This window comes from Pseudoalteromonas maricaloris (assembly GCF_024746855.1).
Lineage (GTDB): Bacteria > Pseudomonadota > Gammaproteobacteria > Enterobacterales > Alteromonadaceae > Pseudoalteromonas > Pseudoalteromonas maricaloris.
In genome coordinates this window covers 3,060,074-3,075,130 of sequence record NZ_CP024625.1, presented here as the reverse complement: position 1 = coordinate 3,075,130, position 15,057 = coordinate 3,060,074, and the positions used below count along the sequence as shown (strand labels likewise).

Here is a 15,057-nt window from a genome sequence, read left to right as displayed (position 1 = left end):
CTGATGTGATGGAATCGAGATGACAAGGCTATTGTTTTTCATTTTCACTTTGCTGCTACCAATTACGAGTTTTGCGGCGATAGATGATTACGTAGTTAAACAGTGGAATATCCAAAGTGGATTACCGTCACAAAGCGTTAAGAGTGTCGTTCAAGACAATCAGGGCTACATTTGGCTCGGAACTCAGTTTGGCCTAAGTCGGTTTGATGGTCATCAATTCCAAAACTTCAATACCCAAAATACCGAATTTTTAAATAGCAATGCCATTAATAAATTGGTGGTGGATCGATTTGGCATGCTCTGGGTTGGCACGCGTCGAGGATTGTTAAGACTCAATCCCAAAACCTTAGAAGCTCGACGTTTCGATCTGCAGGGGCCTGTACGGGATATCTTGCAAGATGAAGATGGCGGGATCTGGATTGCTGCGAATGGTCTGTATTATGTTTCTGCGAAAAAGCTGACGTTAGCCGCTAATAACATCGAACAAAGTACGTTAGATGTTACCCAAATCAATCAAATTGTAGGTTCCGTGACTAAAATGGCGCTGGTGCCAGATGGCATTTGGTTGGTAAATGAACGTCACTTACTTAAAATCAGCGAATCAAACAATCGCACTGGCGATGGGGTTCGGCTTGAATTGGCAAGCAAAGTGTCATTACCGGAACAGTTAGCGCAAACCATCATACATGACTTAGCTTGGGTCGATGGTAAGTTGTTCTTAGCATCAGAGCTGGGCGCCTATTTTCTGGATATAGATGAAGTACTACGTCGTTACCAAGAAGTGGGTAACAATGCGGTATATAAGTTTCTTAACGATAAAGAAGGTGGCCTGTGGGTTTCCACTTATGGGCGATTGTTATACCGACAAAATAATGGTATTTGGCAAGCTGTTGAGCCCATTCAATTAGATCAGAGCATCTGGTTTGCCGATATTTTTATGGATAACGATAATAATATCTGGCTCGCTAGTTTAAATGAGGGACTTTGGCTTGCTCACTCAGGTAAGGTTGAGCGTCATCATATCGGTCAACGGACAAATCAAGCTATCTCAGCAATTACTCAAGGCCCCAATGGCCAATTGTGGGTAGCTAGCAGAGAAGGTCTTGGAATTATTGGGCTAAATGATAGTTATCAACCCGTGCTCACAAGTGCTCAGTTAAATCGCTCTGTAATACACGACTTAGAGTTTATCGGTGAAAAGCTCATTCTTGGTACTGACCGTGGTGCGCTTATCTATGAAGATGGCACTCTGCAAAAGTTAAGTGAGCGTGAGCTCAGGCAAAATCCGGTATTTTCTCTCAGCCCTTCAAATCGTGGGGGGATGTGGTTCGGTACTGGTAGGGGCTTGTATCGTCTTGATTACAAGGGGATAACGCCGTTTGCCTATAATGCCTTTCTCGGTAGCCAATTCGTCACTTTTGTTGAAGACTTCCCTAGATACGGCTTCATTGGTACAAACAAAGGTGCTTATCGTTACAATGATAAGGGGATCGAAAAAATTGGTTCTCAAACGTCGTTGGATACCGCTTATATCACCAGTATTTTGCATTTGGATACCGTGACGACTTTAGTTGGCTCTCTCAACGATGGGTTATTCTATCGTACCTCAGACGGTGATTGGTATCAGCTTGATGCTTCAAATGGATTGCCTTACGGATCGATATTTTCTTTGCATTATGACAAGAGCAATCAGCTCATCTGGGTGAGCACAATGAAAGGGGTATATCGCATGCCCGTTGCGCAATTTGGTCACGTTATAGAGAGTTTGCAAGTTGAACAAGTAATAAGCCCATTCGATAGGCAGCTTGATGGCAGACCAAGCCAATGTTGTTCAGGACTTGGGCATGATGCCGTGGTTGAAACCGAGTCAGCTATTTTTTACCCCAGCTTACAAGGCGTTGTTGAAATCCCTAAAAATGTCCAGCTTTTTGGTGGTGGGGATTTATTACCAAGGCTAGAGTCATTGTCTACCCACGATAGAGTATTTAGTACAGAATCATTAAATCAAGTGATCCAGCTTGATACATCTGAGCGTGATTTAACCATTAATTATACTGCAATCGATTTTTACGCGCCGCATAGCATTGAATTTAGATACAAGCTAGAAGGGCACGATACGCAATGGCGTGATGCTCAGTCACGCCGCGAAGCAATTTATACCAATTTACCACCAGGCAACTTCACCTTTGTTTTAGAAGTTAAGCGTCAAGGGCAAGATTGGGAACAGGCGAAGGTGCTTAACTTATCCATTACGTTACCGCGCCGTTTCGACGAGACTATTTACTTTAGGCTGTTTATCACTTGTGCGTTTATCTTTATGTTCTATCTCATTTTCTGGGTATTTAGAGCACAAGAAAGAAGAAAGCAAGCCGCGCTAGAAGCGTTGATAGCAGAGCGTACGACAGAGCTCAGAAAAGCCAACGAAAAGCTTAATCAGGTCAATACTCAGCTTAAACTTGTAAGTCACTCAGATGAATTGACGGGGCTACGTAGTCGTCGCTTCCTCTTTGATCAGTTACCAAAAGATGTCGAGCATTATCAGCGCAATGCACAATCATTACAGGCTCAAAATAAGAGTTTGGTATTGATGATCATGAACATTGATGATTTTAGCAAAATTAATGATTCTTATGGTCCAATTGGCGGTGATAGTTGTTTGCAGCAATTAGCGACGTTACTTAATACACGAACGCAAGGTTCTGATTATGTTGTCCGTTGGAGTGGTGATGAATTCCTATTACTACTACGTGACTTTAGCAGAGACTATATCGAAGAGTATGTCAGTGACTTATGTAAGGCGATTGCTGAAACGGATTACCGCTTACCGAACGGTAAAACGACTAAACTGACGGTGTCGATGGGGTGGTCATATTATCCATTGCCACTACTAGGCGGTAAGGTCATTGGTTGGGAATCATCTGTGAACCTAGCTGATATCGCATTACATCAGGTCAAACAACGTGGCGGTGATGGTGCTGCGACAATCATCTTTGACGATCAATTGGATGCATTCGAATTTGAGCAAAGCGCGAACATAGAGTCTCAGCTACAACTTTTGCAAAGCAATGGACTTGCGGAAGTAAGAGTGTGGATGAGGTAAAGCTCATCCACACTCTTAAACTGTCAACGTATTGCAGGACGAGAGGCAGAGCATAAAAAAGGCTTCCAAATGGAAGCCTTTTTAGAACTGCTCAAAGTCAAGACTGTGGATTTAGCCAAGCCTTAATTTGCTGACTTATTCCTTCGCTGCTTAAACCCAGTTCGGCGTGGATCTCGGATTGCGAACCATGTTTAATAAACTCATCAGGTAGGCCGAGTAGTTTGATTGGCTTTAGATGGCCTTGGGCTAATAAATATTCGCTCACAGCTGAACCTGCACCACCAGCAATCGCGTTGTCTTCAAGTGTTACAAAGCGCTCGTGAGTTACCACTAGCTCTTCGATAAGTGCGGTGTCTAAAGGTTTTACAAAGCGCATATCAACTAGTGTCGCATTTAGCTCTGCGGCAACGGTTTGAGCGTTTTCAAGCAATGTACCAAAGCTTAAAATAGCCAGCTTTTCACCTTCTCTTACTACCTTGCCCTTACCAATTTCCAGTTCGCTCATTTCTGCACTAATCTCTGCGCTTCCCGCACTGCCCCTAGGGTATCTTACCGCAGCTGGCCTATCTAGGCGGTGACCGGTATAGAGCATTTGGCGACACTCATTGAGGTCGCTTGGTGCCATTATCACCATATTAGGAATGCAGCGCAAAAAGCTTAGATCATAAGCCCCTTGGTGTGTTTCACCATCGGCACCAACGACACCTGCGCGGTCAATCGCAAAAAGTACCGGCAGATTTTGTAGTGCAACATCATGAATTAATTGGTCATAAGCACGTTGTAAAAAGCTTGAATAAATAGCAACAATAGGATTCAAGCCCTCACAGGCAAAGCCTGCACCAAGCGTAACAGCATGTTGCTCAGCAATCGCAACGTCAAAATACTGAGCTGGGTACTCTTTAGAGAAACGCACCATGCCAGAGCCTTCACGCATTGCAGGTGTTATAGCCATCAGCTTATTATCTTGTGCTGCCATATCACAGAGCCAGTCACCAAATACTTTTGAAAAGGTCGGTGCACTGGGTTTTGATTTGGGTAAGCTGTGCACGGTTGGATCAAACTTTGGTACGCCATGGTAGCCAATAGGATCCGCCTCTGCAGGCTTATAACCTTTCCCTTTTTGCGTTTTAACATGCAATAACTGTGGCCCCTTAAGGTTACGCATATTGCGCAGCGTATCAACTAGGGTGCCAACATCATGTCCATCGATTGGGCCAATATAGTTAAAGCCAAGCTCTTCAAAGAAAGTACCTGGGATTATCATCCCTTTTAAGTGTTCTTCCATTCTGCCAGCAAGTTCTTTAACTGGCGGTACACCAGCTAAAAGCTTTTTACTGCCTTCACGAATATTAGTATAGAAGCTACCAGAGAGGATCTTAGCGAAATGGTTTGTAAGTGCGCCAACGTTTTCTGAGATAGACATTTCGTTGTCGTTCAAGATCACGAGCATGTCCGGATTAACATCCCCCGCGTGGTTCATGGCTTCAAACGCCATACCAGCAGTCATTGCGCCATCACCAATAATAGCAACAGTTTTACGGCCCATTGCTTCTCTTTCAGCGGCAATAGCCATTGCAAGCGCTGCAGAAATCGAGGTGCTTGAGTGACCAACACTAAAGGTATCGTATTCACTTTCCTCTCGATATGGGAAAGGGTGAAGCCCATCTTTCTGGCGAATAGTATGCATCTGGTCACGGCGGCCAGTTAGGATCTTATGGGGATAAGCTTGATGACCTACGTCCCACACCAATCTATCCTGTGGCGTGTTGTAGACGTAATGCAATGCAACGGTCAACTCGACCGTGCCAAGACCTGAAGCTAAGTGACCGCTGCTTTGAGAGACTGAGTTTAGCAAATACTCTCGTAATTCATCACTTAACACAGATAACTTATGCTGGGGTAATTGACGAAGTTGACTTGGGTCGTCAATTAACGCGAGTAAAGGATACTTGCTACTATCAAGTTTCATGGTATTTATCAGAGTCCTAGTGAGTCTTTGCTGAGTATTTACCCGCGCAGCTCACTTCATAATTATTAAAATTCGTCACCAACTGGTCATAATATTATGTTAGCCAGTATTTACAAAGTACTTGTGAATATTTTCTTAGCTTGGCGTAGTTATTTTATACGTCAGCTTAATATTCTCGATCTATGATGTATTTTGCTAAATCTGCAAGTATTTCTGTGTCACCATCTATTTTCGTAAGCGCATCTAGTGCTTCATCTATCAACTGTTCAGCTTTTTCTTTTGCTTGCTCTAAGCCTAACAGTGCAGGGTAGGTAGACTTATTATGTTCTATGTCAGAGCCTTGTGGCTTACCAAGCACTGCCGTGTCACCTTCTACATCAAGAATGTCATCTCTGACTTGGAATGCAAGGCCTATTGCACGACCATAAGTGCGTATTGCATTACATGCTTGCTCGGTAACTAGCTCTGGGTTGCCGCATAAGATCCCAAGCTCTACAGCACAGCTTAGCAGTGCACCTGTTTTTAGCTTATGAATACGTTCTAGTTCGTCTATGGAAATTGAACGATTAGTAGCAGCTATATCAAGTGCTTGGCCACCAACCATGCCTTGTAGACCCGATGCTTTAGCTAGCGCGGAAATCATTTTTATTTGCGCATGGTGGCTTACTGCGAATTGATGCTCACTTAACAGCTCAAACGCCAGAGTTTGTAAGGCATCGCCAGCTAAGATAGCTGCCGCTTCATCGAATTGAATATGGCAGGTTGGACGGCCGCGCCTAAGTTCATCATCATCCATCGCGGGTAAATCATCGTGCACCAACGAATAGCTATGAACACACTCTATTGCTGCAGCGGCCTTGTCTAAGTCTTCTGGAGCCGCACCAAACAATTCACCAGTGCAGTACACCAAAAACGGTCGCAAGCGTTTACCACCATTTTCTATACTGTAGCGCGTTGCGGCTTTGATATTTTCTTCAGTATCAAGCACATTATCAAAATAGTGTAAAACGGTGGTTTCTACACGAGTCTTAGCAGACAGGAGTTTTTCTTGTAATTTTGCTGACATTAGGCTTCGTTTTCAAATGGCTGTAATTGCGCGTGCTCATCTTCGCCCATTAAAATAGCGACCTGCTGCTCAGCTTGCTGAAGTTTTTGGTTTGAAGCTTTTGCGAGCTTTATCCCACGCTCAAATTGTTTAAGTGCTTGATCCAGAGGTAAGCTACCATTTTCCATGTCTGCAACGATTTGTTCTAATTCTTGCATGGCCTCTTCAAAGCTCAAGTTATCAGGTTTTTTTACCGCCATATGTCACACTGACCCGTAAAGTAAAAGTGTGGCAATTTTAGGGGGATTGCGCGCCAAGGTCAAAAAAACCAGAGACTTTTTGATCTGACGGAGTATCGGCATTACAAGATCTGCTATAAACTCGCATTTTAAACACTTTTTAATATAATAGTGTTAAGTTGTAGAGAAACTTGCCGATAACTCAAACAATAATAACTGCGTGATTTATCACAAATAACTTCCCTCGGAGGACATGTGGATTTAGCAACGGTAATAGGGATCCTGGGTGCCATAGGTTTGATTGTAATGTCGATGGTACTAAGTAGTGATGGCCAGATCGCTATGTTCTATAACACGCCTTCCGTCGTTATCGTATTTGGTGGTTCAATTTTTATCGTATTGTCTAACTTTACGCTTGGACAATTTTTCGGCATTGGTAAAGTGGCCGGCAAGGCCTTCATGTTTAAGATTGAAACCCCTGAAGAGCTGATTGAAAAAGCCGTTGAGCTTGCTGATTCTGCGCGTAAAGGTGGTTTCTTAGCGTTAGAAGAAGCCGAAATTCCCAACCAGTTTATGCGTAAAGGCGTTGATATGTTAGTCGACGGCCATGACGCTGATGTTGTACGTGCCACACTGCAAAAAGACATTTCCCTAACGTCTTCAAGACATGAACTAGGCGCGGGTTTATTTAAATCCCTCGCGGATATTGCGCCTGCGATGGGGATGATCGGAACGCTCATCGGCTTGGTAGCTATGTTGTCTAACATGGACGACCCAAAAGCAATCGGGCCAGCCATGGCTGTTGCACTTTTAACAACTTTGTATGGTGCGTTTTTAGCTAACGTGGTTGCGATCCCTATTCAGGTTAAGCTTGAGCTTCGTAAAGATGAAGAAGAGCGAAATCAGCGGCTCATCTTAGATGCTGTCTTAGGCATTCAGGATGGCCAAAACCCGAAAGTTATTGAAGGCATTTTGAAAAATTATTTGCCTGAATCTAAACGTGGCGCTGAGGCTGAGGAATAACCATGTCAGATGAGAAAGAATGTAAATGTCCTCCTCCAGGTCTTCCCGCCTGGATGGGGACATTTGCTGATCTGATGTCATTACTGATGTGCTTCTTTGTACTGCTACTGGCATTTTCTGAAATGGACGTGCTGAAGTTTAAGCAAATTGCCGGGTCGATGAAATTTGCTTTTGGTGTGCAAAACAAAATTGAAGTAAAGGATATCCCAAAAGGTACCAGTGTTATCGCGATGGAATTTACTCCTGGTAAGCCAGAGCCAACACCAATTGAAACTATCCAACAGCAAACCGTAGAAATGACGCAACAGATGCTTGAGTTTCAGGCTGGTGATGAATCGTCTGCGGGTGGTCGGCAAGAGCAGCGGGGCAATAAGCGTGGTGGTGAGTCAGCCAGTACAGCTCAAGAAATGGCGTCAACGCAAGCAATCGCATCCGCAGATCAAGAACAAGTTAATGAGCTTGTTAAAAAGATTGCGCAGCAGCTAGAAAAGCAAATAATGGATGGTGCGATTGAGCTTGAGTCTCTAGGGCAGCAAATCATTATTCGTATCCAAGAGAATGGTTCTTTCCCAGCAGGTAGTGCGTTTTTACAACCTAAATTTGAACCAGTGATTGCCGAAATTGCAGAACTACTCAAAGATGTACCCGGTGAAATTACTGTCTCGGGTCACACAGACGATTTTAGAGTCACTAACGAACTTTACTCCAATAACTGGGATTTATCGGCGACGAGAGCGGTCGCTGTTGCGACTGTGATGGAGCGCGTTCGTGGTTTTGATAAGAACAGAATGGTTGTGGTTGGTCACGCAGACACCAGACCGCTTGTTCCCAATGACAGTGATGCTGATAGACGCCGCAATCGGCGAGTCGAAATCTCTATTTTACAGGGTAAACCTAAAGAGTCTGACCCTATTGAAGTGAGGCAAAATTAATTACAGTTTATTGCTAAATTACAGGGAATTCGCTAAAGTTCTAGCTGCTCTACAAACTCTCGATAAGGATAAAATGATGGACGTTAAAAACTATAGACTACCAGGTGATAATGGTGCAGGCGGCGACGAGGAAAGTGAAAAAAAGCCAAGTTTGGGTCGTTAACGGTCCATGTGGTTAGCTTGGGAGCCTGTTAGGCTCTTCTTTTTAGATTACAGTATCTGGGTCTCATTCGTAGCTGTTTTTTTGTGCCTGTTGGTACGAGATGTAAAGGCGCTTCGATACGCCAGCCTTATTGCTATTTTTTACGTTTTGGGGGCGTTTAACGCTGATTACATTAGGGCGGCTGATCCGGATAGAGTCTACCGGTATATTTATTGGGCCATTTCAGACATTGTCTTCATGGCAATTATTGCTTACTGGGCTGTTAAAGATAAGATGTATCTATGGCAAAGTATTCTTGCCCAAATAATCATTATTCCAGCTCCGCTATTACAGTTTTTTAGACTTGTCGACAGACACTTTATGGATCTGTCCTATTCAACTTACCTGTACCCTACAATTATTCCTATGGTTAATGTGGCTACTCTGTGTTTAGCATTTGTGCCAGTCTTTACCTTTTGGAAGCTAATGCAAGATAGAAAAGAAGCGAGACTGGCTAGGGAAAATAGATTAGCAGAAACTACGAGTTAACCTAAACCTTGGATAATTAATGCCTTATCCAAGGTTCGGGTTAATTTGCAGTTGCTTTGCTTACCCTAAACTAGGAATAAGGCCAGCCATTTGCATTAGCTGAGAGGTGATGATCATCACACCAAAAATGGCGGCAAGTCCTAGTCCAAGCGCACCACCTTTAACCTGATATCCATCATTACCTCTAACTTTTCTCTGCTTCCATACCATAGCAACTGGTAGAAATACTGCTAACACCACGAGCGCAATCGCTGCATATCCCAGTGCCATAATAAAGCCCTTTGGATAAAAGAGGGCAAAGCCAAGCGGTGGTAAAAAGGTAATGAATGCCGTTTTTACACGGTCTTTCTTAGTATCTTGCTTTTTAAAGGCATCTGCAAAAAAGTCGAATAAGCCGAGACTAACACCTAAGAATGAAGTCGCGAGAGCAAGATCTGCAAAAACCGTCACAAATAATTGTACGTTGTCGTTGTGTGCGATAGACGAAATACTGGTGACAAAACCCGGCAGTCCCTCACTTGCCATTAAGCTCTCTTGACCCATAACACCTTGGCTTAGTAGTTGCCAAAATACATAGATGATAAGCGGGAGGGAAGCACCAAACATCATTACTTTACGTAATTGGCGGATATCTACGCCCACGTACTTAACGATTGATGGGATTGAGCCATGAAACCCAAATGAAGTGAAAATTACAGGAATTGCCGCAATAACAAGTCCTTGCTCCACTGGCATATCGATAAGATGTTGGCCATGAACATAGGGAGTCAGGATAAAAAACAAACTCGCGAGCACGATAACTTTAATGGTAAATAGTAACTGGTTAAGCTTATCGACGGTACTTGTGCCTAATGTCACTATGGTTGCTATGATAACAGCAAGCAATACTGAACCGAGTTGGGGAGTGATCCCATCACCTAGTACACTAACCAGTTTGCTTTGAAGTTGTGCACCACCTCCTGCGATATAAGCTGCGCACAGTGCATAGAATAAAAATACCATAGAAAAGTTAGCGACATATTGGCCCGTTTTACCGAGCAAGTTTTTCGCCAGTGTATTTAGCGTTGCGTCTTGATCTGCGTATTGATGTACTTCCAACATAAGCAAAGCGGTATAGGTCATTAACAACCATGTGATTGCTAATAATGCGATAGCGGTAGAAAAGCCGAGTCCTGCTGATGCAATAGGGAGGGCGAGCATACCCGCGCCAATTGTAGTACCTGCTACAATCAGCATGCTGCCCAAAGTTTTATTCTTAAGCACGTTTTGCCCCTGATTATTATTATCTGGTGAGGCAAGATATAACGAATAGCGAGGAAATGAAACCGTTTTGCTGCTAATACCAATTCGCGTATAAAATTTATGCGTTAAAAACAAATAAGCCACATATCAATATGCGGCTTATTCTACTCACTGGTATTTTCATCCAGTGAGTTTGTGCTTGTACCTTTAACTTTTATATAAAGTCTTCATCTCTCATGAAAATGCACCGTATCAAGCTAACTTACCTAAGAGTCTATTGCGCTCGTACTAAATTGTCAAACCAATCTTGACCTCTCGAACTGAGCGACTTTAGCACAATAAGGTCACTTTCACCGTCGGGCAGCTTCAATCTTAAATGCTCATCAAGCGCAATTGCACGTTCCAAATGGCTGCGGATTTCACCCAGCGTCCGGACCATACAATCTAGCTCCTCAGGTAAGCCTTCGCTAAAATCTATACGAGTCTGGTAACAGGCTATATTCCAATGCATACGAGCTCTGACGGACTCACTCATATCTGAGATGGAAAGTGCGCTTTCTAGCAGCTTGATGGCTTCTGCGAGCTTACCATCTCGGCTGAGTGCTCTGGCTTTTATGCCAATTGCTCTTGCATGGTTTGGATGAATGTTGGTAAGAATGTCATCACAAACCTTAATTGCTTCATCGTATTGTGTGTTTGCAATCAATTCCCTAGCGCGTTGGAGTGCGATTTCTACGGTATTCTTACGTGCTATTTCATACTCTTCTTTAACCTTTTGTTGGATGTCATTGAATTCATCTTCGCCAACGTAGCGCTTGTAGGCGCTAGAAACGAGTCCTACACCACCAAAACCGCTTAAAATAGAGAATGAAAAGATTTTAATCCAAGTCCAAAATGCTTTATCAGAACCGGTAATTGAGTCGTTTTCCCGCTTCAAATTGTGCTCAACGACCACTTTGATGATACGGTTGATCTCAACGGCATTATCGTTATGCGCAGATGAAAACATCGCCACGGGAATGAGTATCTCGTCATTGTTTTGATGGTGGGAGTCGTGCTCCCCATTTTGATATGATTTAAATGCATACTTACTGACTGGGCTGAAGTCAGCAGCGCCCGCCATGGTGAGCACACCGATTGCCATAAATGCTGAGATCACACCGGCTAGAATGACACCGAATCCGCCTAAGTCCCAATACTCTGGGGCGGCGCTATTCGCACTCTTAAACTTAGGTTTGCGAAACTTATATGACGACGTTGAGCGCATCGCTTGTAAGAGCCCGCCTAAGGAGCCTCCAAGTACCACAACGGCAATAAAAATAGCGTAAAAGCTGATTGGTCCGTATTCCATATTATTATTCTAAGTAACCTGAGCTGGGGATAATTAAAGCCTTGTTACCACTAAAACGCTCTGGCTAGACAAGGGTGTAAATTAAGGGAATTTTGGCTATTTTACATTGAATTTACATGAATGCGTAGAGGGGAAGTCGGAAATTGTATGGGTATTGCTCCTGCTGACGACTAGGAGCAATATCCGTGTTACTTGAACTTAAGTTCGGAGCAGAAGCTATTTTACTTCTTTACCGGCGGCTTGCTGATCTGCATGGTAGCTAGAGCGTACAAATGGTCCGCAAGCTGCGTGGCTAAAGCCTATTTCGTCGGCATATTCTTTTAGCCCATCAAACTCAACCGGTGGCACGTAGCGCTTGACTGGCAAGTGGTGCTTTGAAGGTTGCAGATACTGGCCTACGGTAAGCATATCTACGTTATGCTCGCGCAAGTCTCTTAAGACTTCTTCAATTTCAGAGATTTCTTCGCCTAGTCCAACCATCAGGCCTGATTTAGTTCTTACTTCTGGATGCGCTTCTTTAAAGCGGCGTAGTAATTCGAGCGACCACTTATAATCGGCGCCTGGACGCGCTAGCTTGTAAAGTCTCGGTGCAGTTTCAAGGTTGTGGTTGAATACATCTGGTGGTGTTTCACTCAAGATTTCAAGCGCTCTATCCATACGACCACGGAAATCAGGCACAAGAATTTCGATTGTAATACCTGGGTTGTGCTTACGGATCTCACGAATACAGTCAGCAAAGTGCTGCGCACCACCGTCGCGCAAATCATCACGGTCAACAGAGGTAATAACAACGTAGCTCAACTTCATGTCTTTGATGGTAAGTGCAAGCTTTTCCGGCTCTTGGGCGTCAGGTTTTAGCGGACGACCGTGGGCCACATCGCAGAACGGACAGCGGCGAGTACAAATTGCACCTAAAATCATAAAGGTTGCTGTACCGTGATTAAAGCACTCAGAAAGGTTAGGGCAAGACGCTTCTTCACAAACAGAGTGCAAGCCGTGCTTTCGCATTGCTTGTTTAATGCCATCGATACGTTCACTTGATTTTGGCAAACGGATCTTTAACCACTCAGGCTTTCTCAGCATTTCTTCGCGTTCTGTTGGCATGACTTTAACTGGGATCAATGCCATTTTTTCAGCATCGCGGAGCTTTACCCCTGGCTCCATTTTGACTGGTTTACTCATACGTTTTCAAACCCTTCAGTGTATTCGACATGCTCAGCATTAATGCGTTTTAGCATGTGTTTTACCAGACCAGCCCCCGCATCAGCGACGGTTTGAGGTCCATTAATTTCGCTACTTTGCACCATATTCATGCCCGCATAACCACAAGGGTTTATTCGTAAAAATGGACCAAGGTCCATATTGACGTTGAGTGCGAGTCCATGAAACGAGCAGCCACGGCGGACTCTAAGTCCAAGAGATGCTATCTTGCTATCGTTGACGTATACACCTGGTGCATCGGCTTTAGCATAAGCCTCTATCCCATATTCTTTTAGGGAGTCGATAATGCTTTCCTCTAGCCAAGTGACAAGTTCACGTACCCCTATTTTCAATCGCCGTAAGTTGAGCAGTACATAAAGCATTTGTTGCCCAGGACCGTGGTAGGTAACTTGACCGCCGCGATCCACTTTTACGACAGGAATGTCACCTGGCGCCAAGACATGCTCTTCTTTACCGGCTTGACCTTGTGTAAAAACAGGCTCATGTTCCACCAGCCAGATTTCATCCGCTGTGGTGTCATCACGCTCATCGGTAAAAGATTGCATTTTGTGCCAAATTGGCTCGTAACGACAAAGGCCGAGTTGGCGCACAATTAACTTGCGAGATTCCATAACTAGGGGTCCTTACCAACTACAGGATGTAACGGACGTCTTCGATGCCACCGATCTCGGTATAAATCTGCTCGATATGCTCTTTGCTGGTTACGGTAACGACAAGAGATACGGCTTCATAGGTGCCTTTGCTGCTCGGTTTAACCTTTGGTGCATAATCCCCCGGTGCAATAACCTGCAGTTTGGCTAGGATCTGATCCGTCAAATTGACATTTGCTAGGCCCATAATCTTGAATGTAAATGGGCAAGGAAATTCTAAGTATTCATCAAACTTAGTATTTTTAACTGGTTTTACCACGACGGTATCCTCACAACGAACTACTTGCTGACGCCTTTATTTGGTTACTTAGTGGCTCTTTCAAGCCTTGAGTTGCCAAGGTCGTCATTTATTGGCCGCATTCTATCATTTTTGGCGCAAAAAAAAACGCCTCATGATGAGGCGTTCACTTACATAAAATGGGGTTATTGCGAGATCTGTAAACGTAGATAGTCGTAGATCTTGCTAAAGAATCCACCTTCTTGGATCTCTTCAAGCGTAACCAGTGGGTATTGTGCTACATCTTCACCCTCAAGTTGTAGGAACAAAGTACCAACTTTAGTGCCTTTTGCTAGCGGCGCTTCGAGCGTCTTATCTAGCTCAAAGTTAGCCTTTAAGTTCTTGCTTTGACCACGTGGGATAGTGATTGGTGTGTCTTCCATAATGCCAAGCGATACGGTTTCTTTGTTACCCATCCATACGCGCTGATCGGCAAAAGCGTCACCAGCTTGGTAAGGAGTAATGGTTTCAAAGAAACGGAAGCCGTAGTTAAGCAATTTTTTGCTTTCAACTTTACGTGCACGCTCACTCTCTGTGCCCATGACTACTGCAACAAGACGCATATCATCTTTAACCGCTGAAGTAACTAGACTGTAGCCTGCATCTGAGGTGTGGCCGGTTTTTATGCCATCCACTTCAAGGCTTGCATCCCAAAGTAATGAGTTACGGTTATATTGCTTTATGCCGTTGTATGAGAAAGACTTTTTCTTGTATAAAGCGTACTCATCAGGTACATCACGAATAAGCGCCGCCCCGAGTGTCGCCATGTCTCTTGGAGTGGTGTAATGCTCATCGGTGTCTAGGCCATGGCTATTGATAAAGTGACTATTCGTCATGCCTAGCTTTTCAGCATGTGCATTCATCAGATCGGCAAACGCACTTTCACTACCAGCAATGTGCTCGGCCATTGCAACACAAGCATCATTGCCTGATTGAATAATGATCCCGTGGTTTAAGTCATCAACACTGACCTGCTTACCCACTTCGATAAACATCACCGATGAACCAGGAAAATTCTTAGCCCACGCTTTTTCGCTAATGGTGACCTGATCAGATGGACTAATGTTACCTGCCGCGATTTCAGTACCAATAACATAACTGGTCATCATTTTGGTTAAACTTGCTGGCGCTAGCTTAGTATCGGCTTCACCTTCTGCAATCACCTTTCCAGTTGTGAAATCAACAAGGAAATAGCCTTTCGCATTAATCTGCGGCGGCGAAGGAATAATTTGTGCACTAGCACTCATAATAGAGAAAGTGCACACCAGTCCAAGGACTTTTTTAACGATTTTTGGTTTGATAGAAGTCATTATGCTC

Annotated in this window: 13 protein-coding genes; 4 read left to right on the top strand and 9 right to left on the bottom strand. The window is 44.0% G+C overall.

The annotated features are described in order from the left end of the window. The first annotated feature begins 19 nt into the window (after positions 1–19). Positions 20–3,100, top strand: a complete 3,081-nt coding sequence (locus CTT31_RS13590; protein WP_130163560.1) for a ligand-binding sensor domain-containing diguanylate cyclase — start codon at positions 20–22, stop codon at positions 3,098–3,100. 97 nt (positions 3,101–3,197) lie between these two features. Here CTT31_RS13590 and dxs read toward each other — a convergent pair whose 3' ends face one another. The 3 genes from dxs to xseB form a co-directional block, all read right to left on the bottom strand. Next, positions 3,198–5,069: a 1-deoxy-D-xylulose-5-phosphate synthase gene (dxs, locus tag CTT31_RS13585; RefSeq protein ID WP_260491437.1), complete on the bottom strand. Its 1,872-nt coding sequence runs from the start codon at positions 5,067–5,069 to the stop codon at positions 3,198–3,200. Between the two features lie 166 nt (positions 5,070–5,235). Continuing rightward, positions 5,236–6,135 carry a (2E,6E)-farnesyl diphosphate synthase gene (gene ispA / locus CTT31_RS13580; protein ID WP_211858326.1) on the bottom strand — a complete coding sequence of 300 codons (900 nt, stop codon included), beginning with the start codon at positions 6,133–6,135 and terminating at the stop codon, positions 5,236–5,238. Continuing rightward, entirely contained in the window at positions 6,135–6,374 is a 240-nt protein-coding gene (xseB, locus tag CTT31_RS13575; protein ID WP_045988936.1) for an exodeoxyribonuclease VII small subunit, read from the bottom strand. The genes ispA and xseB overlap by 1 nt, the downstream gene beginning before the upstream one ends. A 234-nt stretch (positions 6,375–6,608) precedes the next feature. On the opposite strand from xseB, the gene pomA reads away from it, so the two are divergent. From pomA to CTT31_RS13560, 3 genes are all read left to right on the top strand, one after another. Beyond that, complete coding sequence (gene pomA / locus CTT31_RS13570; RefSeq protein ID WP_017216363.1) at positions 6,609–7,376, top strand: flagellar motor protein PomA; 768 nt, start codon at positions 6,609–6,611, stop codon at positions 7,374–7,376. 2 nt (positions 7,377–7,378) lie between these two features. Then, entirely contained in the window at positions 7,379–8,308 is a 930-nt protein-coding gene (locus tag CTT31_RS13565) for a flagellar motor protein MotB (protein WP_017216362.1), read from the top strand. Positions 8,309–8,477: 169 nt separating this feature from the next. Further along, a complete protein-coding gene (locus CTT31_RS13560; protein WP_260491435.1) occupies positions 8,478–8,999 on the top strand; it encodes a hypothetical protein in 522 nt (173 codons plus the stop codon). Positions 9,000–9,059: 60 nt separating this feature from the next. Here the strand turns inward: CTT31_RS13560 and CTT31_RS13555 are convergent, their stop codons facing one another. From CTT31_RS13555 to CTT31_RS13530, 6 genes are all read right to left on the bottom strand, one after another. Next, a complete protein-coding gene (locus tag CTT31_RS13555; protein ID WP_260491434.1) occupies positions 9,060–10,262 on the bottom strand; it encodes an aromatic amino acid transport family protein in 1,203 nt (400 codons plus the stop codon). A gap of 253 nt (positions 10,263–10,515) precedes the next feature. Further along, entirely contained in the window at positions 10,516–11,592 is a 1,077-nt protein-coding gene (locus tag CTT31_RS13550; RefSeq protein ID WP_010372068.1) for a tetratricopeptide repeat protein, read from the bottom strand. A 216-nt stretch (positions 11,593–11,808) separates the two neighbouring features. Next, complete coding sequence (lipA, locus tag CTT31_RS13545; RefSeq protein WP_017216358.1) at positions 11,809–12,774, bottom strand: lipoyl synthase; 966 nt, start codon at positions 12,772–12,774, stop codon at positions 11,809–11,811. Next, the gene (gene lipB, locus CTT31_RS13540) at positions 12,771–13,424 is read right to left on the bottom strand and encodes a lipoyl(octanoyl) transferase LipB (RefSeq protein WP_174169868.1); all 654 of its coding nucleotides are present in this window, start codon (positions 13,422–13,424) and stop codon (positions 12,771–12,773) included. Before lipB ends, lipA begins: the two co-directional genes overlap by 4 nt. A 19-nt stretch (positions 13,425–13,443) precedes the next feature. Continuing rightward, positions 13,444–13,722, bottom strand: coding sequence for a DUF493 family protein YbeD (gene ybeD / locus CTT31_RS13535; protein WP_010606146.1), 279 nt, complete (start codon positions 13,720–13,722; stop codon positions 13,444–13,446). A 164-nt stretch (positions 13,723–13,886) separates the two neighbouring features. Next, positions 13,887–15,050, bottom strand: coding sequence for a serine hydrolase (locus CTT31_RS13530; protein WP_102057334.1), 1,164 nt, complete (start codon positions 15,048–15,050; stop codon positions 13,887–13,889). Positions 15,051–15,057 lie beyond the last annotated feature (7 nt).